We start from the raw sequence: 19,012 nt of genomic DNA on the forward strand, positions 1-19,012 counted from the left end.
TGCTCCGTTAGCGGTTGCTGGACATGAATTGTTTGCAGCGCGCCGAAAGCGGGTTTTCGAACACCTGCTGAGGCGATCCTTGCTCTTCTATAAGGCCCTGATGAAGGAACACCACTTCGCTGGAGACCTGACGGGCGAAACCCATTTCGTGGGTCACGAGCAGCATGGTGCGGCCTTCTTCGGCCAGTGCGCGGATGACACTAAGTACTTCCTGAACCATTTCCGGGTCAAGCGCCGAGGTGGGCTCGTCGAACAGGATCACCTTCGGTTGCATCGCCAGCGTGCGGGCAATCGCCGCGCGCTGTTGCTGACCGCCGGACAATTGCGCCGGGTACGCGTGGCGCTTGTCGGCGATGCCGACCTTGGCCAGCAACGCTTCGGCGACTTCGATGGCTTCGGCCTTGCTCTGGCCGAGCACGCGACGCGGCGCCTCGATGATGTTGTCGAGGATGCTCATGTGCGGCCACAGATTAAAGTTTTGAAACACAAAACCAATCTCGGAGCGCAGGCGGTTGATCTGTTTGCCGTCGGCGGCAATCAGTTCGCCATTTTTGGCGGCCTTGAGCTTGAGTTCTTCACCGGCCACCAGGATCTGGCCCTGGTGCGGGTTTTCCAGCAGGTTGATGCAACGCAGGAACGTGGACTTGCCGGAACCGGAGGAACCGAGGATCGAGATCACATCGCCGTCGCGGGCGGTCAGCGAGATGCCTTTGAGCACCTCAAGCTGTCCGTAGCGTTTGTGCAAGTTGCGGATTTCAAGCGCGGGCGTGGCCTCAGCCATGTGCGTTCCTCATATATGTTGCGCTCCAGCTGTTGGATGGCCGTCCTGGCGAGGCGGCCAAGCTAGCATAGCGTTTCAATGGCAGCCAACAGCGCTACGAGCGGTTAACGGGTGGCATGTGGCAGGTTGTCGCATCGGCACAGCAGACTGTCGCCCCATCAACAACCGAACGGGTGTCTGATCGTGCAAACCCGTGGGTGTCGCGTAAAAAAAGGCGCGATGTTGCCAGCTTTGGCGGGGTGTTGGAAGCGCTATCCGGCCGAACGTTCCTGAATCGCCCTTTTATTGTGCATCCCACACTTTTTCAGTGTGTTTCTGGTGCGTGAACTCGTCTTGAAAGTGAGTCGCAGGGTAACGCTCTGGCGAATAGCCATTAATCTCAATGACTTGCGATGACTGTCCGGTCGCGCGGAAAACCGCAGCCCAGAAGACTTTGAAACATTTTGGCGCATTTATTGCGTGCAGAATCCGGAACGCCCCGTTGGTTTCTTTTTACGAGAAGGAAAACCAGACGGGCCGGACGCAATCGCTTTCCTTGCAAAGGTAGTTTCGATGAGCAGTACCCCAAGCTCCAATGGCCTCGAACAGGGGCTCAAACCGCGTCATGTGACCATGTTGTCGATCGCCGGTGTTATCGGCGCCGGTCTGTTCGTTGGCTCCGGCCACGCCATCGCTGCTGCCGGCCCTGCCGTGCTGCTGGCTTATGCTGCCGCCGGTACCCTGGTGGTATTGGTGATGCGCATGCTCGGCGAAATGGCTGTTGCCTCGCCGGATACCGGTTCGTTCTCGACTTACGCCGACCGTGCCATCGGGCACTGGGCCGGTTTCACCATCGGCTGGCTGTACTGGTGGTTCTGGGTGTTGGTGATTCCACTGGAAGCCAACGCCGCCGCCACCATCCTCCACGCATGGTTCCCGGGTGTCGGCATCTGGGCGTTCGCGCTGATCATCACCATGCTGCTGACCGTGACCAACCTGTTCAGTGTGAAGAATTACGGCGAGTTCGAATTCTGGTTTGCCCTGATCAAAGTGCTGGCGATCATCGGCTTCATCATCCTCGGTCTGGCAGCGATCTTCGGCTTCCTGCCGAACAGCCAGGTCAGCGGTGTGTCGCATCTGTTCGACAGCGGCGGCTTCCTGCCAAACGGCATGGGCGCGGTACTTGGCGCGATCCTGACCACCATGTTCTCCTTCATGGGTACCGAGATTGTGACCATCGCGGCCGCGGAATCGAAGAACCCGGGCAAACAAATCTCCAAGGCCACCAACTCGGTGATCTGGCGGATCGGTTTGTTCTACCTCGTGTCGATCTTCATCGTTGTGGCACTTGTGCCATGGAACGATCCTACGCTGGCCAACCTCGGTTCCTACCAGACTGTGCTTGAGCGTATGGGCATCCCGAACGCCAAGATGATCGTCGACATTGTGGTTCTGGTCGCGGTGACCAGTTGCCTGAACTCGGCGCTGTACACCTCGTCGCGCATGCTCTTCTCCCTCGGCAAGCGCGGTGACGCACCGGCCATGTCGACCCGCACCAACAAAAGCGGCACGCCTTACTGGGCGGTGATGCTGTCCACTGGCGCGGCATTCCTCTGCACCTTCGCCAACTACGTGGCCCCGGCTGCAGTGTTCGAATTCCTGCTGGCCAGCTCCGGTGCGATCGCACTGTTGGTGTATCTGGTGATCGCGTTTTCGCAACTGCGTATGCGTAAACAACGCATGGCACGCGGCGAGAAAATCGTCTTCAGCATGTGGCTGTTCCCGGGCCTGACCTACGCGGTGATCATCTTCATCGTCGCAGCCCTGACCATCATGCTGTTCCAGGAAGCGCATCGCGTGGAAATCCTCGCGACGGGCCTGCTGAGCCTGATGGTAGTGGCTGCCGGTCTGTTGGTGGCGCGCCGTCGCAAGCTGGAAAAACGTGGCGCGGTGGTGTTGAACTGATCCGTAACGCGTAATGCAAAACGGCCGCTGTCAGTGATGACTAGCGGCCGTTTTTGTTGGTGAGCGGGTTTATTCGCTCTTTTCTTCTTCGGTATTCACCGACTTGCCGTAAGTATCCAGCGCAATCCCGAAATCGGTGATGAACTGCGGCTCGCTCAGCCAGGCCTGGGCTTCTTCGATCGTTACGCCATCGGCCCACATGCGGTAGTCGATCAGCATGTCGGCGGCCAGGTGAGTGGCGGCCATGCCTTCGTTGTCGGCATTTTCCATGTCCAGCAGATCTGGATGATCAACGATGATGAACGCCAGTTCGCGCAGCAGGGTCAGCAGCATGTCGTTGCGGCTGATGGCTTCGGCGTCGCGCATTTTGCTGAACATCGCCAAGGTGTAGTCCGGGATCGGCTCGGCGAGGTGGCCGAGGTCTTCGTCCTGGTCCAGCGGCTTGCGGCCGACCATGCGGATTTGCTTGGCTTTGGCCTTGGCGCGTTTGGCGCGTTTCTGTTGCTTGTTCAGGGATGCCATGGGAACTCAGTTCTTCTGTTGGGTTTGTGCGGCGATCGCGTCGGACGCCGCTACATAGTCAGCCTGGAAGGCCGGGGATTCGATCCACGCCAGCGCGCCGGCCTCGTCGGTTTCCTGTGACCACTGGCGATACTCGATCAGCGCGGCGAGGATGAAATCCATCGCGCCTTCTTCGCCTTCCTGCTCATAGACCAGTTCCAGCAACGGGTCTTCGAGGAACGCGGTACACAGGGCTTGCTGGCTGATCTTCTCGGCGTCGATCATTTTTTTGAACAGCTCGGTCAGGTCCACCGATTCGAAGTCGATGCGGTCATCGTTGGGGTCCAGCTCGACCGGCGCTTCAGCGCGTTTGGTGCGGTTCTGCTTGGCCTTGGCTTTGGCCCGGGTGGCGCGTTTTTGCTGCTTGTTGGCGGAGGCCATGATGTGTTCCGTCGTGCGTTGAGAGGGGCTCAGCTGCGCGGGACTTGCCGCCCGGGTGTGTCGGGGGCCAGTGCGCCGGTTTGCAGCCAGGTCAGAGCGATGGGCCATAGTGTGGCTTGGTATGCGCTGCGAAAAAAGGCGAAATGTCCGACTTGTTGTTCGCCGATGTCCCGCGGCTCGATGCGCAGGTGGGTTTTTTTAGCGTTGTCGAAGTAGGCGAGCAGGCGTTCGATCGCCGCAATTGTGCCGTAAGGGTCGTCGCTGATGCTGATGGCCAAGGTCTGCGCGCGAACATCGGCGAAGGGCAGGGCGCCCTTATTTTTCATCAGCGCGCGACCGCTGGGGCGCTGTTCGTAACGCGCGGTAGGCGTGCTCCAGTCACGCACAACGCCTTTCGGCGTATCCTCCAGCCAACCGAGTCGCTTGCCGGGGAAGAAGCCGCAGAACAGCGTCAGCGACGGCATCACCACATGCCATTTGCCGAACATGCGCCAGCGGTGCTCGGTTGCATAATCGCGCCAGTAGGCGAACTGCGCGCCCACGGTGACCAGCCGTCGGATAACCCGCCCGGACTCGCCCAGCCCCGCCGCGCAACCGCCAAAACTGTGGCCGACCACGTCGATCGGCTGGCGAGGAAACTCACGTTGCGCGCGTTTGAGCATCGCTTCGAAATCCAATGCGCCCCAATCTGTCCACGAAGCATCCAAACCTTTGATCGACACGGAACGCGATTCGCCGATGCCGCGGTAATCGTAAGTCATCACGTCGAAATCGTTGGCGAACAGGTAAGCAGCGAAGCGCGAGTAGTGGCGGCAGCGAACAGATGTAGCAGCATTGATGATGACGACTGGGCGCTTGGCTTCGGGCAGGGAATGGCGCCAAGTAAAACCGCCCAGTACAAAGCCGTCGGCGGCTGACTCTTTGAAGGGAGCGCTGCCGATGGCTATGTCTGGCGAAAACGCGGTGCTGCATGAGTTCATGTGACTTGGCCTTGGCGAGCGAGGACGGGTCGAGAATGAACTCCAGAGAGGGGCCAACGCAATCATTTGGAACGTAGTGCGTTCCGAATCACTTAGTGAGGGCCATTTCAATATTCGTGACGCACTGCGTCACGAATTGGATAAATCACGACGCAGTCTCTTTCGCACCCACGTCAAGTTCAAATCATTCTAAAACGCGACCCTCCTTTGCCAAATCCAATAAAGAGTAATGGTTGGGTTCTACACGAACCCGGGAGTCGTGATCATGAAACGCGTTATTTCATTCATGCTGCCCATCGCCGCAGTCGTCGCATTGTTGTTTCCGGTGATGTTGCAGGCAGCCAGTCTTGAGCCCATCGACAGTGCGGGCGTGCAAGTTCAGCAGCAACAACAGAACGGCGTCGCTTATCTGGCCGGCGGGATCGGTGAGGATGAGGCCAAGGCTATTCAACAAAGCAGCGGTTACAACCTGCACATGACGTTCGCTGTAGGCGCGCAAGACGAGTACACCGCTGACGTCGACGTGATGATTCAAAAGTCGCCAGGGCAAACCGTACTGACGCTTAATAAAACCGGTCCACTGGTGTACGTACAACTTCCACCTGGCAAGTACACGGTGGTGGCTACTCGCAACGGCGAAACACGGCACGACGTGACAGATGTCGGCAGTGGCACGGCGCGCAATCTGGTGTTCCACTGGAATGACGCGGGATAGCGATGGATGTGATTGCAAGGCCGAGGCGCGGGTACAATCCCGCGCCTCATATTGTGTGATGTAAGGAAACGCGGGTTTGAAAGGGATTTTGCGTGCTGTTTGGGTCATCGGCCTGGTCTTGCAGTTGAGCGGCTGCGGAACGTTTATCGGGCGTTTGAATGACGGTTTGTCCGATGCTCAGTATTACCGAGGGGTTGATGGCAACCTTCATCTGTTGGGTGTGCGAGGGGGCGGCAGCGATGGCATGCCGGCGGCGATCGTCTGTTACATGATGATTGTCTGCCCGCTCATCACCGTCGTATCCCTGCCAGTGGACGCCGCTCTGGACACGGTTCTGCTGCCTGTCGATTACATCAATACGCTTTAGGTTTTCTTTGCGCGGCGTTTGCGCTTCGGTGTGCTCAAGGGCTCTTGTACCTTGCGATAAATCCACAGCCCGAACACGCCTGCCGCCAGTAGAAACACTGTGCCGACGCTCTGCCAGACAAACTCGAACCAAAACCGCCGAGGTTGCAGGGCCAGGGTGTAAGTGCTGCGCGGGCCACGATTGTTGGTGGTGATCGAGCCGCTGATCCAGCTGTCGATCAGCATCCAGATCGATGCGCCGATGGCGAAGGCAATCAGCACGGCAACGAGAACAGTCAGCCAGTAAGTCACCCGACTTGGCCGATAGGGCGGCGGATGGGGCAGAGGGACGCGGGTTTTCCTTTGATTCATGACGCTTGGGACCTGTTTCCGGCATTGATGAACTGCGCTATCTCCCTCGCCAATTGCACTGCGCGCGGCGGGTTTTCCCGGAGCCACGTTGATACCGCGTGGTCGCACCCCGGCAGCACGATTTTTCTGAATTGATTGGGGGCCAGACTCTTTTCAATGGCCTCGATGACCTCATAGGGAATGGCGCTATTGATCAAGCGCTCGCCCATTTGCTGCGTTCCGGCAGAGGTACCGGGAATCCCGCCAAACGCGGTTGATCGAAGGCCATCATATTCGCCGATCACCAGCAAGACCTTCCCGTCGAACGTGCGCAGGAAATCCAGCGATGGCGAATCGAGAAAACCGTTAGGCACCGAAATCGCGCTCTTGAAGGGTGACCCAAACGGTTGCTGCCAGGCCGCTTCCGCATACAGGGCAGGACAGAACAGCACGATGTGCCTGACTGAAGCGCGATGCGCTTGCGCTACCTTGAGCGCCAGTGCGCCCCCGAGGCTATGACCGATCACTGTGCTGAGTTCGGCGCCAAGATGATCGGCAAACTGTAAGGCCTCCTGAAGGTTCTGTGCCAGTGAAGTGTCTTCAAGGGCAACATCAGCGCCGGGACTGTGGCCGGAAAGATTGAAACTGAGGCTGGCAATGCCCAGCGCCTGCAACGGGTGCAGAATGGCGCTGAGTCGCGAATAGTCAGAGCGGGCGCCGTGAATGGCCAGCACCTGCGGCGTTGAAGTTTCTGCGGCGGAACCGGTTAATACGCGACCTTCCAGTTGGTAGCCGACGAAGGTTTGCGCAAAGAAAAACTCAGGGCCGGTTGGCGCCTCATCGAACTGCAACCGAGACTGAAGTCGAGACGCGCCGGTCAGCGCCAACCGATTGATCACAAGGCTGCCAGGGTGTGGAGGACTGCAACCCGCAATGGATTGGTCTCTACGCTCAACAGCTTGATCGCCAAGGCGCAGCAGACCACGATCAACATCGGTTTGATCAAGCGTGGGCCGACCCGGACAGCCGCTCTAGCGCCCAGTTGTGCGCCGAGGAAGGCTGCCAGTGCCATGGCAATCGCAATCGGCCAGATGATCACGCCTTTGGTGATGAAAACTGACAACGAACCCAGATTGCACGACGCGTTGGCCAGTTTGGTGAAGCTCATGGCCCGCATCATTCCAAGCCCGCAAAGCAGCACGAAACCGACGATAAAGAATGAACCTACACCCGGACCGAAGATACCGTCGTAAAAGCCCAGGATTGGCGCCACGGTGAACGAGAAGAGCAGAATGCCGATTCTCTTGCGACGATCTTCATTGGCCAGTTTCGGCGAGAGCGCAAAGTAGATCGCCACCAGAATAAGCATGACGGGCACGCACACTTCCAGATAGCGCTTATCAATAGAGCTGACCAACAGTGCCCCGCTGGCGCCACCCAGGAATGCGCAGATAACCAGGAAGCGCCCCTCGCGCCATTCAATCATGCCCTTGCGGGCAAAAGTGACCGTGGCCGAAATAGTGGCCGACGCGGCCTGAAACTTGTTTGTGGCAATCGCACTGATCGGGTCGACACCGGCCAGAAACAAGGCCGGCAAAGTAATCAAACCGCCACCTCCGGCAATCGCATCAAAAAAACCGGCGCAAAAAGCCACGAGCGCCAACATGCCAATTACATCCCAAGCCATTACATTTTCCCTTTTATAGTTATTGGCCAGCCATTTACATGACTGGCCATTCAACAGCTTTGCGTGCAGCGAACATCAGCCCTGTATCAATAGTGGATCGTCTGAAATGACAATCGGGGACGAGAACTTCGACAGGCCGAAGATGCGCACCAATACACGTCGATTGTCTTTGATGACATCACGACAGTGCAGGGCCCGGACGTTATTGATCACCATGGCCGATTCTTGCGTCAGTGTGTATTGAACCGGTGTTGCTTTACCCACGCTTTGACAAAGCGCGGAGTAAGCCTCTTTGACAAAGTCCGAGGCGTTGTCGTTGACCGAAAAACGGTACGAGTTGAATCGCGCGGCGAATCCGACGTTGTCATCGAACTCCAGAATCGAAACATTACGGCCATCCTCGCCCTTGCCACTGACGAAGGAGTCGCTGCGGGTGAACTGGAAGCTGCCTGTCGTCAGTGCGAGGCAGCCAGTGACGCCGATTTCGTCCAGCAGAGGTGGCAACGGAATGACCGAGGTCGGTTCCAGGCCTGGATTCCACAGCGCCGACAGGATCAACGACGATGGCGACGGCGAATGCCCGTCTTGCGCGTTCACAGCGCACCAGTACGGCGCTTCGGTGTGCGGGCCGAGCGCGAGACCGGAGTGGGAGCTGAGCTCTTTGATTTCCGGTTCATCATTGATTTTGGTCAGGCCGCCGCCCTTGAAGTTGGCGACGAGCCGGACCAGTTTGCCTTCGTTGTCCATGTCGTAGGCAAAGGCGCTGTTATCCACCAGCTTCAACAGAATCTGATTACGTGCTGCCAGACAAAGTACGTCGTGACGATGCTCCAGAGCGTTCAGGTCCGGCAGTTCATCCGGAGGGCTGGTGGCGCTGACTTTTTGCATGCCCTCAAAAATCAGCAGGGAAACCAGGCCGTCGGAGTAAGCACCGAGCAGTTCGCATTGATCCTTGGAAAACGAAAACTTCAACTCGGTCGCTGCCAGCGAGGCTTTGGACTTTGCGCCTGCGGCTTGTGGCCCGCCCATGGCTGCCAGTTCTTCAGAGAAGGTGTGCAGCAGCTTCGCTTGTTGCGTATCAAAACTGAAAGTTCTGACTTCCTGTTCAACTAAAGACTCAACGGTTTTATAAGTGTGTTGTAAGGCTTCGGTCATTGTTTACATCCCTGTCGTATCGGCTCCCTTTGTATTTTTTTGTGGGAGCTGTTGGCTGTTTCGATGATGCAATGCGTGCCGAGCGCACGCACAGATCCGGACGTGGGCGAGTTGATACAGGTCTGGTTTTTTCGGGAGGGCACAGGGCGCTGTGACGCGACAGTTCAAACAAATGTTGAATGCCGGGTCCGTGTTTGCTGTCGCTTGCCTGACAGTTGAAACAACAGCAGATGACCTGCGCTGAGGTCTTGTCCTCCATGACAACTTTATGAGGGGGCTTGGTTCTGCGAGCGATCCTGCTCGCAGACGCAACTCTCCTGCTGCCAGCAATAACCTCGGTAGTCTCGAGGGTTCCAGGGCGCGGAGTGCGTTATTTGGGTAATGCGTTAAATGCCGGTCATCAGGACTGAAGTACTCGGCGATTATTTTCGGCAGTCAGCAACAACCTGCCGAAAAAGCTGACGGAGCCTAACATCAAAATAATGGCTAACAAAAGCACTGGAAGAGGAGGTGGGGGTGGCTTATCAAATCGCAGGCATAAAAAAACCCTGAATCTTGCGATTCAGGGTTTTCGGTATTTGGTGCCCAGAGACGGAATCGAACCGCCGACACGGGGATTTTCAATCCCCTGCTCTACCGACTGAGCTATCTGGGCAACGGGGCGCATTAAAAGGGTTTTTCGGATTTACGTCAACGACTTTTTTAAAATTTCTTAAATTAATTCCGTCGCTTACGATCCGACCCCCGATTTTGCGGGGTTTACTCTGCAGGCGGAACGTAGCCTTCGGCCTGGGCGTATTCCTCGCCGGAGAAGTACTTGTCCATTTCGCCCTGAAGAAATTTGCGATCTTCGGCGTTCATCATGTTCAGACGCTTTTCGTTGATCAGCAGCGTCTGGTGTTTCTGCCAGTCGGCCCAGGCCTTGGCGGAGACGTGGTCGAAAATATCCTGCCCTTTGGCGCCCGGGTACGGTGGGCGCTCAAGGCCAGGCAGTTCTTCTTTGTACTTGCGGCACATTACGGTGCGGGTCATGGCGACTCTCCTGCATTCAAGACGGCGGCCGCGCGTTCGAGCAAGGTTTTGACCGGGGCGGCGAGGCCCAGGCGCGGCGGGGTGGCGAGGTTATACCAGAGCCAGTCGGCCTCGGCCACGTGATGGGCGGCCTCCTGTACCTGAACCAGCCAGGGTTCGATGGACAGCTGGAAATGGCTGAACGTGTGGACAAGGCTCGGCAGCGCCTGCTGCTCGCCCATGGTCAGCGAGTGCTGAGCGGCGAGATGTTGCAGGTCGTCGAGGTCATCGAGCTCTGGCAGGCTCCACAGGCCGCCCCACAAACCGCTCGAGGGGCGACGGTAAAGCAGAATCGCGCCTTCGCCGTTGGCGAGCATCGGCATCAGCGTGCGCTTCTGCGGGATGGCTTTGCGCGGCTTGGGAATCGGGTAGCGGGTTTCGAGGCCGAGCATGTGCGCTTCGCAACCACGCTCCAGCGGGCACAGCAGGCAACTCGGCTTGCTGCGCGTGCAGAGTGTAGCGCCGAGATCCATCATCGCCTGGGTGTAGGCGTTGACCCGATCGTGCGGCGTAAAGCGCTCGGCGTTGGCCCAGAGCTGTTTGGCGACTTTCGGCTCGCCGGGGTAACCCTCTTGCGCAGTAAAGCGCGCCAGCACGCGTTTGACGTTGCCGTCGAGGATCGGCGCGCGCAGGCCCATGCTGATGCTGGCAATGGCGCCGGCGGTGGACAGGCCAATGCCCGGCAAGTCCGTAAGCTTTTCGACGTCACGCGGAAACTCGCCGCCGTACTGGCTGACGACGATCTTCGCGGTTTTCTGCAAATTGCGCGCACGGGTGTAGTAACCGAGGCCCGTCCACAGGTGCAGCACTTCGTCTTCCGGCGCTTCGGCCAGCGCTTCGACGGTTGGCAGCGCGGCCATGAAACGGTCGAAGTAATTGAGCACGGTGCTGACCTGGGTCTGCTGCAACATGATCTCTGACACCCACACCCGATACGGGTTGATGTCCTGCTGCCAAGGTAAATCGTGGCGGCCGTGGCGGTCGAACCAATCCAGCACCGCCGTGGAAAACTGCTCCGCTCTCATCGCTTGAACAGCCCCTTCAATGCGTTTTTCAGTTCCGGGCTGACTTTGTCACCCAGTTTTTCGTCGATCTTTTCGCTGAGCTTGTCGCCGGCCAGTTTGGTCGCGACCTGACCGAGGCGATCATTGTCGACGCGGCAAGCCTTGGCGCCCAATTCCAGTGGGCCACGGCAGCGCAGCGGCCACTCGATGCCGACGAATTTTTCGCCGACCTGGCAGGCCGGATCCGGCATGGCGCTGGTGTCGCCTTCGACGATGATGCCGACGCGATAGTCCATGCCGAGCACACGCAGGTCGATATCGCCGTTACCGTTGACGGTCATGCCGGGGATGCGCACTTTCAGGTCCGGATTGCTGGCGACGCCGTTGCGCAAGGTCAGGTTGCCCTTGAGTTCCTGGAATGGCGTGTCCTTGCCGCGTGGCTCGCCGCTGAGGGTTTTGCGGTTGAGCGTGGCGATGCCTTTGCACAGTTGCTGCTCAAGGTTGGCGTTGAGCAGCACGCCGTTGTTGATCACAAAACTGGCGTTGCCGTTGAGCGTGTCGATCAGCGCCTGCTGGCTGTTGCCGCTGCCGGTCACGTTACTGGTGAGGGTCACCAGGCCTTTGACGGGCGGGTTCTTGCCTTGGCTTTCGAGGATTTTTTCTACAGGCACGCGATTGAGCCTGGTCTGCAGGTTCAGCACAGGCGCGCTTGGGCGTACATCGAGGGTGCCGTTGGCAGCGAAGCCGCCGTTGTACAACTCGCCGCTCAGGTTGGTCAGGGTCAGCAGGCCGCCCTGGCCGGTGGCTTTCAGTGCAGCGTTCTGGATCGGCAGTTTGTCGAGGGTCAACTGGCCGAAAGTCAGGTCGGCATCGACGTCGAGTTTGGCCAGGCGTTCAACCGGCAACAGACGCTCGGTACTCCAGGCGGTTTTGCTGGGTTTGTCCGGCAGCGGCGTGGAACCGGCACCGGCCATGGCATCGGCTTCGGTGCTGGCGACTTCGGCCTGCCGCACTTGCGTGGCGCTGTTGGCTTGCGCCGATTTCGGTGGCAGGTAGCGGTCGACGTTGAAGGTGTCGGCCTTGAGGATCGCCCGCAACGATTGCTTGGCGAAGTCTTCGACGGCGATGCGGCCACTGAAGCTGCTGTCGTCGAGTTTCAGATTTATGTTGTCGAAGGCGATGCTGGTTGGCGTGGCCTCCACGCGGCTGACCAACTCGACTTTGCTCAGGCTGCCTTCGGCCATGGCCGGGAGTTTATGGCCGATGCTGTCGACAAACTTCGCCAGATCGAACTGGGCGATGGAGAGGCCGCCAGTGATCTGCGGAGTTTTGTCGAGGTCGTTGGCTTTCAGTTCACCCAAAGCGCGCAGCTGATTGGCGGAGATCTTGATGCCGGTCCATTCGGCGACGTTCGCGGCTTTATCCAGCAACAATTGACCTTGTGCAGCGAAGGTCAAGGTCTTGCCTTGCAGCGGATCGCCAGCCAGTTCGCCGGAGAGCTTCATATCCTCGAACTTGTAGCGTTGCAGGGCGCGCTCGATGCGCAACTCGCCAGTGAGTTCGGTGCGCACGCGCAGAACCGGCTGGTTGGTGCCGAGGAAGGCAGTGGCTTTCACCGGGATATTGGTCGAGTCGTGAACGGGACCTGTGCTCAGCTGGATACTCTCGGCACTGAACTGCTTGCCGGTCTTCTCGTCGTTGTACTCAACGCGGGCGTTGTTGACGGTCAGGCTATCGATGTCGAGGCGGATCGGCTGCGGTGGTTTTTCCACGGCGGCAGTGGTTTCGCTGGCCGGTTGGCCTGCAGTAGCTGCTGGCGGCGTCGCTCCGGCCGGGGCGGGCACCTTGCCGATGTCTTCCCAGTTGCCGTGGCCGTCCTTGTCGCGGTTCAGGCGCAGGTTCAGGCCTTCGACGCGCACATCGCTCATTTGCACTTCACGGCGCAGCAGCGGCAGCACGCGCACGGACAGACCGAGCATCTGCAAGTCGGCAAACGGTTCGGCAGGTTTGACCAGGGTGGCGACGCTGGCTTCGTGCAATTCCAGGCCAAGCCACGGGAACAGGCTCCAGCCGATATCGCCATTGAGCGTCAGCTCGATGTGGGCCTTGTCGCGGGCTATCTGGCGGATCTCGTCTTTGTAGTCGTTGGGATCGAAGAGGTGGGTCAGGGCAAAACCTGCCGCCACAATGATCAGCAACAACCCGAGAAGTACCAGACCCAGGATTTTGCCGAACGCTTTCATGGGCGAGTCCTTGTAATTAGTCGAATTCGTAATTTAGCCGGGGAGTATAGCGCTGCAACTACCCGGTTCGCTGTGGCGTCATGTTGCCAGGACCTCCAGCGGTACCTGCAACCTGGTGGCCAGTGCCTGAGCCTCAAGATGCTCCGCAGGGGCCAGCAGACGCAGTTCGGCCCCCGCTTGCGACGCCATTTTCTGCGCTTGGTTCACCAGCCGTTCGGCTACTCCACGGCGACGGGTAACTTTTCGTACGCATAAATGGGACAAGTACCAAATGTCGTGGTGCCTTTGCACAAGTGCGGCCCCGAGCAGGCGATCGTTGAAGCGTCCGGCAATCAAAGTCCCGTCCGCGAGGGCGCGTTCGATCAGTTCGGCCTCCCCGGAAAATGGCGCGAACAGCCATTCTGGCGCATCGCGATAGATCTTCTGCAAATCCTGCTGATCATGATAACTGGCGTCTTTCAGGGCTTGGACAATGATCGGCATGGCGCTTTCCTGAGTGATACGAGAACGGATGACATAAAAAAGGTGATATCAGTTTGGTTTTTCTGTCACGTGCAAATGGTAACCTTCGCCCGTTCGTCCGTCCTTCTGCGACTTAACGTCGCGCCTTCAAGGAGCTTCACCTTAAAAAACGGTCATGCCTGCGTGCATAAGGCCGAGGGTGAACAGTGGCTGGCGAACCATACTAATAATTGGGGGATACACAATGAGCACGAGCATCACGGCGGACGGTCTCAAAGCCGATCAGGCCGCGTTCCTGTCCAAGGAACGCATCATCGCCAAGCCCGGTTTCAACCGCTGGCTGGTACCACCGGCCGCTCTGGCCATCCACCTGTGCATCGGCATGGCCTACGGCTTCTCGGTGTTCTGGTTGCCGCTGTCCAAGGCGCTGGGCGTTACCGCTCCGGTGGCTTGCGCACCGGACATGAGCTTCATCGCACAAGTGTTTTCGTCGCAATGTGACTGGCCGATCTCGATGCTCGGCTGGATCTACACGCTGTTCTTCATCTTCCTCGGCTGCTCGGCAGCGATCTGGGGTGGCTGGCTGGAACACGCCGGACCACGCAAGGCCGGTGTGGTATCGGCACTGTGCTGGTGCGGCGGTCTGCTGATCTCGGCGCTGGGTATTTATACCCACCAGATCTGGCTGATGTGGATCGGCTCCGGCGTGATCGGTGGTATCGGTCTCGGCCTGGGTTATATCTCGCCGGTCTCGACCCTGATCAAGTGGTTCCCGGACAAGCGCGGCATGGCCACCGGCATGGCAATCATGGGCTTCGGTGGCGGCGCGATGGTCGGTGCACCCTTGGCGACTGCGCTGATGAGCCACTTCGCTTCGCCGACCGGTGTTGGCGTCTGGCAGAGCTTTGTCGCCATGGCCGCGATCTACTTCGTGTTCATGATCGGTGGCGCTCTGGCCTACCGCGTGCCGCCAACCGGCTGGAAGCCTGAAGGCTGGACCGCTCCGGCGAAGAAAGCCGCGAACGCGATGATCACCCACCGTCATGTGCACGTGAATGTGGCGTGGAAAACCCCGCAATTCCGTCTGGTCTGGCTGGTGCTGTGCCTGAACGTCTCCGCCGGTATCGGCATCCTCGGCATGGCTTCGCCACTGCTGCAGGAAGTGTTCGGCGGCAAACTGCTGGGTGTTGATGTGCCGTTCGGTCAGCTCGACGCCGGGCAACTGGCTTCGATCGCCGCGATCGCTGCCGGCTTCACCGGTCTGCTGAGCCTGTTCAACATCGGTGGTCGCTTCTTCTGGGCTTCGTTCTCGGACTACCTGGGTCGCAAAAACACCTACTTCGTGTTCTTCGCCCTGGGTTTCGCGCTGTACGCGCTGATCCCGAACATGGGTCATCTGGGCAACGTTGCGCTGTTCGTAGCTGCGTTCTGCATCATCCTGTCGATGTACGGCGGTGGTTTTGCGACTGTTCCGGCTTATCTGGCTGACCTGTTCGGTACGCAAATGGTCGGCGCGATCCATGGTCGTCTGTTGACCGCCTGGGCTGCCGCTGGCGTGCTCGGCCCGGTGCTGGTGAACTACCTGCGTGAATACCAGCTGAGCATCGGCGTTGAACGCGCTGCCGCTTACGACATCACCTTGTACATCCTCGCCGGCCTGCTGGTGCTGGGTTTCCTGTGCAATCTGATGGTGCGTCCGGTGGCCGACAAGTACTTCATGTCCGACGCTGAACTGGCTGCCGAACAGGCGCTGGGCCACGACAAAGGTGCTGACGCCAGCACCGTTCTGGAGTGGAAAGCCGCGCCGGGCAGCAAGCCGCTGGCAATCGCCGCGTGGTTGGCGGTGGGCATTCCGTTGGCGTGGGGTGTGTGGGTGACCCTGCAGAAGACGGCGGTACTGTTTCACTAAGTAAAACGTAGTACCCCTGTAGGAGTGAGCCTGCTCGCGATAGCGGTCTGACAGTCACAGAAATGTTGACTGTGAGGCCCTCATCGCGAGCAGGCTCACTCCTACAGCTGTTTTGGGGGCCTGTAATGGCTTGTATGGACATGTCTACCCGCGACAGCCGGGCATTCTATCCGTCAGTCATCTCACCTCTCGTGTTTCTGTTTGCTTCCTGCGTGCCTATAATGGCTGCCTTTTTCGCCCAATGATTTTGCGGAGCTGGTGATGGCCGAACGTAAGGCGTCTGTCGAGCGCGACACTCTGGAAACCCAGATCAAAGCCTCGATCAACCTTGATGGCACCGGAAAGGCCCGATTCGATATCGGTGTTCCTTTTCTTGAGCACATGCTGGATCAGATCGCCCGTCACGGGTTGATCGACCTGGATATTGAATGCAAGGGCGATCTGCATATCGACGACCACCATACGGTGGAAGACGTCGGTATCACCCTCGGCCAGGCGTTTGCCAAAGCCATCGGCGATAAAAAAGGCATCCGTCGCTACGGCCACGCCTACGTGCCGCTCGATGAAGCGCTGTCGCGCGTCGTCATCGACTTCTCCGGTCGCCCAGGCCTGCAGATGCACGTGCCGTACACCCGCGCCACCGTCGGCGGTTTCGACGTTGACCTGTTCCAGGAATTCTTCCAGGGCTTCGTCAACCACGCGCTGGTCAGCCTGCACATCGACAACCTGCGTGGCACCAACACGCACCACCAGATCGAAACCGTGTTCAAGGCTTTCGGCCGCGCACTGCGCATGGCCGTCGAGCTGGACGAGCGCATGGCCGGGCAAATGCCATCGACCAAAGGCGTTCTGTAATGCAGACGGTTGCAGTAATCGATTACGGCATGGGCAACCTGCACTCGGTAGCCAAGGCTCTGGAGCACGTCGGCGCCGGTAAAGTGCTGATCACCAGCGATGCTGCGGTGATTCGCGAAGCTGACCGCGTGGTGTTCCCCGGTGTTGGCGCGATTCGCGATTGCATGGCGGAAATCCGTCGCCTCGGCTTCGATTCGCTGGTACGTGAAGTCAGCCAGGATCGTCCGTTTCTCGGTATCTGTGTCGGCATGCAAGCCTTGCTCGACACCAGCGAAGAGAACGACGGCGTCGACTGCATCGGCCTGTTCCCGGGCGCGGTGAAGTTTTTCGGCAAAGATTTGCATGAAGACGGCGAGCACCTGAAAGTCCCGCACATGGGCTGGAACGAGGTGAAGCAGAAGGTCAGCCACCCGCTGTGGCATGACATTCCGGACATGGCGCGTTTCTACTTCGTGCACAGCTACTACATTGCCGCCGCCAACGCGCGGCAGGTGGTGGGCGGCGGTCACTACGGTGTCGATTTCGCTGCAGCGCTAGCTGATGGCTCGCGTTTCGCCGTGCAGTTCCACCCGGAGAAAAGCCATACCCATGGCCTGCAATTGCTGCAGAACTTCGCCGCGTGGGACGGTCGCTGGTAAATGGCTGCCAAGAAATCCAGACCGCCGATCCTGACCCTCACTCCTGAACAGGAGAACGAGGCCAATCGCAAGATTCAGCGGTTCATGGAAGACCGTTTCGAACTGGACCTGGGTTCGTTCGAAGCGGCGGAAATTCTTGAGCTGTTTACTCGCGAAATTGCTCCGCACTATTACAACAGGGCGATTTTCGATGTGCAGACCCACCTCAAAGAGCGGTTTGAAAGCATCGAAAGCGACCTGTGGGCGCTCGAAAAAAATTAGGAGCAGCTGCAAGCCGCAAGCTTCAAGCTGCAAGAATTGGTACACCGCATGCTCGCAGCTTGTCGCTTGCAGCTTGCCGCTCTTTTGACGAAGGAAAAAGCATGCTGATTATTCCCGCTATCGATCTTAAAGACGGTGCCTGCGTACGTCTGCGCCAGGGCCGCATGGAAGATTCCACAGTGTTCTCCGATGACCCGGTGAGCATGGCTGCCAAGTGGGTGGAGGGCGGCTGCCGCCGTCTGCATCTGGTCGACCTGAACGGCGCTTTCGAAGGCCAACCGGTCAATGGCGAAGTGGTGACTGCCATCGCCAAGCGTTACCCGACCCTGCCGATCCAGATCGGCGGCGGCATTCGTTCGCTGGAAACCATCGAGCACTACGTCAAAGCTGGCGTGAGCTACGTGATCATCGGCACCAAAGCCGTTAAAGATCCTGCATTCGTCGCTGAAGCGTGCCGTGCGTTCCCGGGCAAAATCATCGTTGGCCTCGACGCCAAGGACGGTTTCGTCGCCACCGATGGCTGGGCTGAAATCAGCACTGTGCAGGTGATTGATCTGGCCAGGCAATTCGAAGCCGATGGTGTGTCTTCGATCGTTTATACCGACATCGCCAAAGACGGCATGATGCAGGGCTGCAACGTACCGTTCACCGCTGCGCTGGCCGCTGCGACGAAGATTCCGGTGATCGCTTCCGGTGGTATCCACAATCTGGGTGACATCAAGTCGCTGCTCGACGCCAAGGCACCGGGCATCATCGGCGCCATCACTGGCCGGGCGATTTACGAAGGCACCCTCGACGTCGCCGAAGCGCAAGCTTTCTGCGATTCGTACCAAGGCTGAGGACTGACCATGGCGCTGGCCAAACGCATCATCCCTTGCCTGGACGTGGACAACGGCCGGGTCGTCAAAGGTGTGAAGTTCGAAAACATCCGCGATGCCGGCGACCCGGTGGAAATTGCCCGTCGTTATGACGAGCAGGGTGCCGACGAGATTACCTTTCTCGACATCACCGCCAGCGTCGATGGCCGCGACACCACGCTGCATACCGTCGAGCGCATGGCCAGTCAGGTGTTCATCCCGCTGACCGTCGGCGGTGGCGTGCGCACCGTGCAGGACATTCGCAATTTGCTGAATGCCGGCGCGGACAAGGTCTCGATCAACACCGCAGCGGTGTTCAACCCGGAGTTTGTCGGCGAAGCCGCGCAGCATTTCGGCTCGCAGTGCATCGTTGTCGCCATCGACGCGAAGAAAGTTTCCGGCCCGGGCGAAACCCCACGTTGGGAAATCTTCACCCACGGCGGGCGCAAGCCGACCGGCCTCGACGCGGTCGAGTGGGCGAAGAAAATGGAAGGCCTCGGCGCTGGCGAGATCCTGCTGACCAGCATGGATCAGGACGGCATGAAAAACGGTTTCGACCTTGGCGTGACCCGCGCGATCAGCGATGCGCTGGGCATTCCGGTAATCGCATCCGGCGGTGTCGGCAACCTGCAGCACTTGGCCGACGGCATCCTCGAGGGCCACGCCAGCGCAGTGCTGGCGGCGAGTATTTTTCACTTCGGTGAATACACCGTGCAGGAAGCCAAGGCGTATATGGCTCATCGCGGGATTGTGATGCGCTAAACGGTACAGGCCAGTGGACAGCATGGCGTCCCCAAGGCACTCTTGGGCAC

General features: G+C 58.9%; 21 protein-coding genes and 1 tRNA gene. 9 read left to right on the plus strand and 13 right to left on the minus strand.

Annotation, left to right across the window (positions count from 1 at the left end; genetic code table 11):
• Nucleotides 1–7: 7 nt before the first annotated feature.
• A complete protein-coding gene (locus P3G59_RS01620) occupies nucleotides 8–781 on the minus strand; it encodes an ABC transporter ATP-binding protein (protein ID WP_277760197.1) in 774 nt (257 codons plus the stop codon).
• Nucleotides 782–1,333: 552 nt separating this feature from the next.
• On the opposite strand from P3G59_RS01620, the gene gabP reads away from it, so the two are divergent.
• Nucleotides 1,334–2,725, plus strand: a complete 1,392-nt coding sequence (gene gabP, locus P3G59_RS01625) for a GABA permease (RefSeq protein ID WP_277760198.1) — start codon at nucleotides 1,334–1,336, stop codon at nucleotides 2,723–2,725.
• A gap of 69 nt (nucleotides 2,726–2,794) precedes the next feature.
• Here the strand turns inward: gabP and P3G59_RS01630 are convergent, their stop codons facing one another.
• The 3 genes from P3G59_RS01630 to P3G59_RS01640 are packed head-to-tail and all read right to left on the minus strand — an operon-like array spanning nucleotide 2,795 to nucleotide 4,647.
• Nucleotides 2,795–3,247, minus strand: a complete 453-nt coding sequence (locus P3G59_RS01630) for a hypothetical protein (RefSeq protein WP_277760199.1) — start codon at nucleotides 3,245–3,247, stop codon at nucleotides 2,795–2,797.
• Nucleotides 3,248–3,253: 6 nt separating this feature from the next.
• Entirely contained in the window at nucleotides 3,254–3,667 is a 414-nt protein-coding gene (locus P3G59_RS01635) for a hypothetical protein (protein ID WP_008080543.1), read from the minus strand.
• A 29-nt stretch (nucleotides 3,668–3,696) separates the two neighbouring features.
• The gene (locus P3G59_RS01640) at nucleotides 3,697–4,647 is read right to left on the minus strand and encodes an alpha/beta fold hydrolase (RefSeq protein WP_277760200.1); all 951 of its coding nucleotides are present in this window, start codon (nucleotides 4,645–4,647) and stop codon (nucleotides 3,697–3,699) included.
• Between the two features lie 265 nt (nucleotides 4,648–4,912).
• On the opposite strand from P3G59_RS01640, the gene P3G59_RS01645 reads away from it, so the two are divergent.
• Both P3G59_RS01645 and P3G59_RS01650 read left to right on the plus strand, forming a co-directional pair.
• Nucleotides 4,913–5,362 (plus strand): carboxypeptidase regulatory-like domain-containing protein, encoded by a 450-nt coding sequence (locus P3G59_RS01645; protein WP_277760201.1) that lies wholly within the window; start codon nucleotides 4,913–4,915, stop codon nucleotides 5,360–5,362.
• Between the two features lie 76 nt (nucleotides 5,363–5,438).
• Complete coding sequence (locus tag P3G59_RS01650; protein WP_277760202.1) at nucleotides 5,439–5,729, plus strand: YceK/YidQ family lipoprotein; 291 nt, start codon at nucleotides 5,439–5,441, stop codon at nucleotides 5,727–5,729.
• Here the strand turns inward: P3G59_RS01650 and P3G59_RS01655 are convergent.
• From P3G59_RS01655 to P3G59_RS01695, 9 genes are all read right to left on the minus strand, one after another.
• On the minus strand, nucleotides 5,726–6,079 hold the full coding sequence (locus P3G59_RS01655) for a hypothetical protein (protein ID WP_277760203.1): 354 nt from the start codon (nucleotides 6,077–6,079) through the stop codon (nucleotides 5,726–5,728). The two genes, P3G59_RS01650 and P3G59_RS01655, sit on opposite strands and share 4 nt — an antisense overlap.
• Nucleotides 6,076–6,957, minus strand: coding sequence for an alpha/beta hydrolase (locus P3G59_RS01660; protein WP_277760204.1), 882 nt, complete (start codon nucleotides 6,955–6,957; stop codon nucleotides 6,076–6,078). The genes P3G59_RS01655 and P3G59_RS01660 overlap by 4 nt, the downstream gene beginning before the upstream one ends.
• On the minus strand, nucleotides 6,954–7,745 hold the full coding sequence (locus tag P3G59_RS01665) for a TSUP family transporter (protein ID WP_007909181.1): 792 nt from the start codon (nucleotides 7,743–7,745) through the stop codon (nucleotides 6,954–6,956). The genes P3G59_RS01660 and P3G59_RS01665 overlap by 4 nt, the downstream gene beginning before the upstream one ends.
• Before the next feature lie 75 nt (nucleotides 7,746–7,820).
• Entirely contained in the window at nucleotides 7,821–8,900 is a 1,080-nt protein-coding gene (locus tag P3G59_RS01670; RefSeq protein ID WP_277760205.1) for a hypothetical protein, read from the minus strand.
• A 579-nt stretch (nucleotides 8,901–9,479) separates the two neighbouring features.
• A tRNA-Phe gene (locus P3G59_RS01675) sits at nucleotides 9,480–9,555 on the minus strand.
• A 104-nt stretch (nucleotides 9,556–9,659) separates the two neighbouring features.
• Entirely contained in the window at nucleotides 9,660–9,932 is a 273-nt protein-coding gene (locus P3G59_RS01680) for an oxidative damage protection protein (protein ID WP_141127218.1), read from the minus strand.
• On the minus strand, nucleotides 9,929–10,996 hold the full coding sequence (mutY, locus tag P3G59_RS01685) for an A/G-specific adenine glycosylase (RefSeq protein WP_277760206.1): 1,068 nt from the start codon (nucleotides 10,994–10,996) through the stop codon (nucleotides 9,929–9,931). Before mutY ends, P3G59_RS01680 begins: the two co-directional genes overlap by 4 nt.
• Entirely contained in the window at nucleotides 10,993–13,218 is a 2,226-nt protein-coding gene (locus tag P3G59_RS01690) for an AsmA family protein (RefSeq protein ID WP_277760207.1), read from the minus strand. The genes mutY and P3G59_RS01690 overlap by 4 nt, the downstream gene beginning before the upstream one ends.
• A gap of 78 nt (nucleotides 13,219–13,296) precedes the next feature.
• The gene (locus P3G59_RS01695; protein ID WP_277760208.1) at nucleotides 13,297–13,701 is read right to left on the minus strand and encodes an acetyl-CoA sensor PanZ family protein; all 405 of its coding nucleotides are present in this window, start codon (nucleotides 13,699–13,701) and stop codon (nucleotides 13,297–13,299) included.
• A gap of 223 nt (nucleotides 13,702–13,924) precedes the next feature.
• Between P3G59_RS01695 and P3G59_RS01700 the strand changes: the two genes are divergently transcribed.
• From P3G59_RS01700 to hisF, 6 genes are all read left to right on the plus strand, one after another.
• Nucleotides 13,925–15,589, plus strand: coding sequence for an OFA family MFS transporter (locus tag P3G59_RS01700; protein WP_277760209.1), 1,665 nt, complete (start codon nucleotides 13,925–13,927; stop codon nucleotides 15,587–15,589).
• 261 nt (nucleotides 15,590–15,850) lie between these two features.
• Nucleotides 15,851–16,444: an imidazoleglycerol-phosphate dehydratase HisB gene (gene hisB, locus P3G59_RS01705; RefSeq protein WP_007909204.1), complete on the plus strand. Its 594-nt coding sequence runs from the start codon at nucleotides 15,851–15,853 to the stop codon at nucleotides 16,442–16,444.
• On the plus strand, nucleotides 16,444–17,082 hold the full coding sequence (gene hisH, locus P3G59_RS01710) for an imidazole glycerol phosphate synthase subunit HisH (RefSeq protein WP_007909206.1): 639 nt from the start codon (nucleotides 16,444–16,446) through the stop codon (nucleotides 17,080–17,082). The genes hisB and hisH overlap by 1 nt, the downstream gene beginning before the upstream one ends.
• Nucleotides 17,083–17,343 carry a DUF2164 domain-containing protein gene (locus tag P3G59_RS01715; protein ID WP_122609200.1) on the plus strand — a complete coding sequence of 87 codons (261 nt, stop codon included), beginning with the start codon at nucleotides 17,083–17,085 and terminating at the stop codon, nucleotides 17,341–17,343. It begins immediately after the preceding gene.
• A gap of 101 nt (nucleotides 17,344–17,444) precedes the next feature.
• Nucleotides 17,445–18,182 carry a 1-(5-phosphoribosyl)-5-[(5-phosphoribosylamino)methylideneamino]imidazole-4-carboxamide isomerase gene (gene hisA, locus P3G59_RS01720; RefSeq protein ID WP_064363356.1) on the plus strand — a complete coding sequence of 246 codons (738 nt, stop codon included), beginning with the start codon at nucleotides 17,445–17,447 and terminating at the stop codon, nucleotides 18,180–18,182.
• Nucleotides 18,183–18,191: 9 nt separating this feature from the next.
• Nucleotides 18,192–18,962, plus strand: coding sequence for an imidazole glycerol phosphate synthase subunit HisF (hisF, locus tag P3G59_RS01725; protein WP_007897430.1), 771 nt, complete (start codon nucleotides 18,192–18,194; stop codon nucleotides 18,960–18,962).
• Nucleotides 18,963–19,012 lie beyond the last annotated feature (50 nt).

It is taken from the genome of Pseudomonas sp. A34-9, from assembly GCF_029543085.1.
Taxonomy (GTDB): domain Bacteria; phylum Pseudomonadota; class Gammaproteobacteria; order Pseudomonadales; family Pseudomonadaceae; genus Aquipseudomonas.

Coding starts and splice junctions, on each gene's coding strand:
- P3G59_RS01620 (WP_277760197.1), bottom strand. CDS start 781: ATGGCTGAGGCCACGCCCGCGCTTGAAATCCGCAACTTGCACAAACGC.
- gabP (WP_277760198.1), top strand. CDS start 1,334: ATGAGCAGTACCCCAAGCTCCAATGGCCTCGAACAGGGGCTCAAACCG.
- P3G59_RS01630 (WP_277760199.1), bottom strand. CDS start 3,247: ATGGCATCCCTGAACAAGCAACAGAAACGCGCCAAACGCGCCAAGGCC.
- P3G59_RS01635 (WP_008080543.1), bottom strand. CDS start 3,667: ATGGCCTCCGCCAACAAGCAGCAAAAACGCGCCACCCGGGCCAAAGCC.
- P3G59_RS01640 (WP_277760200.1), bottom strand. CDS start 4,647: ATGAACTCATGCAGCACCGCGTTTTCGCCAGACATAGCCATCGGCAGC.
- P3G59_RS01645 (WP_277760201.1), top strand. CDS start 4,913: ATGAAACGCGTTATTTCATTCATGCTGCCCATCGCCGCAGTCGTCGCA.
- P3G59_RS01655 (WP_277760203.1), bottom strand. CDS start 6,079: ATGAATCAAAGGAAAACCCGCGTCCCTCTGCCCCATCCGCCGCCCTAT.
- P3G59_RS01665 (WP_007909181.1), bottom strand. CDS start 7,745: ATGGCTTGGGATGTAATTGGCATGTTGGCGCTCGTGGCTTTTTGCGCC.
- P3G59_RS01670 (WP_277760205.1), bottom strand. CDS start 8,900: ATGACCGAAGCCTTACAACACACTTATAAAACCGTTGAGTCTTTAGTT.
- P3G59_RS01680 (WP_141127218.1), bottom strand. CDS start 9,932: ATGACCCGCACCGTAATGTGCCGCAAGTACAAAGAAGAACTGCCTGGC.
- mutY (WP_277760206.1), bottom strand. CDS start 10,996: ATGAGAGCGGAGCAGTTTTCCACGGCGGTGCTGGATTGGTTCGACCGC.
- P3G59_RS01690 (WP_277760207.1), bottom strand. CDS start 13,218: ATGAAAGCGTTCGGCAAAATCCTGGGTCTGGTACTTCTCGGGTTGTTG.
- P3G59_RS01695 (WP_277760208.1), bottom strand. CDS start 13,701: ATGCCGATCATTGTCCAAGCCCTGAAAGACGCCAGTTATCATGATCAG.
- P3G59_RS01700 (WP_277760209.1), top strand. CDS start 13,925: ATGAGCACGAGCATCACGGCGGACGGTCTCAAAGCCGATCAGGCCGCG.
- hisB (WP_007909204.1), top strand. CDS start 15,851: ATGGCCGAACGTAAGGCGTCTGTCGAGCGCGACACTCTGGAAACCCAG.
- hisH (WP_007909206.1), top strand. CDS start 16,444: ATGCAGACGGTTGCAGTAATCGATTACGGCATGGGCAACCTGCACTCG.
- P3G59_RS01715 (WP_122609200.1), top strand. CDS start 17,083: ATGGCTGCCAAGAAATCCAGACCGCCGATCCTGACCCTCACTCCTGAA.
- hisA (WP_064363356.1), top strand. CDS start 17,445: ATGCTGATTATTCCCGCTATCGATCTTAAAGACGGTGCCTGCGTACGT.
- hisF (WP_007897430.1), top strand. CDS start 18,192: ATGGCGCTGGCCAAACGCATCATCCCTTGCCTGGACGTGGACAACGGC.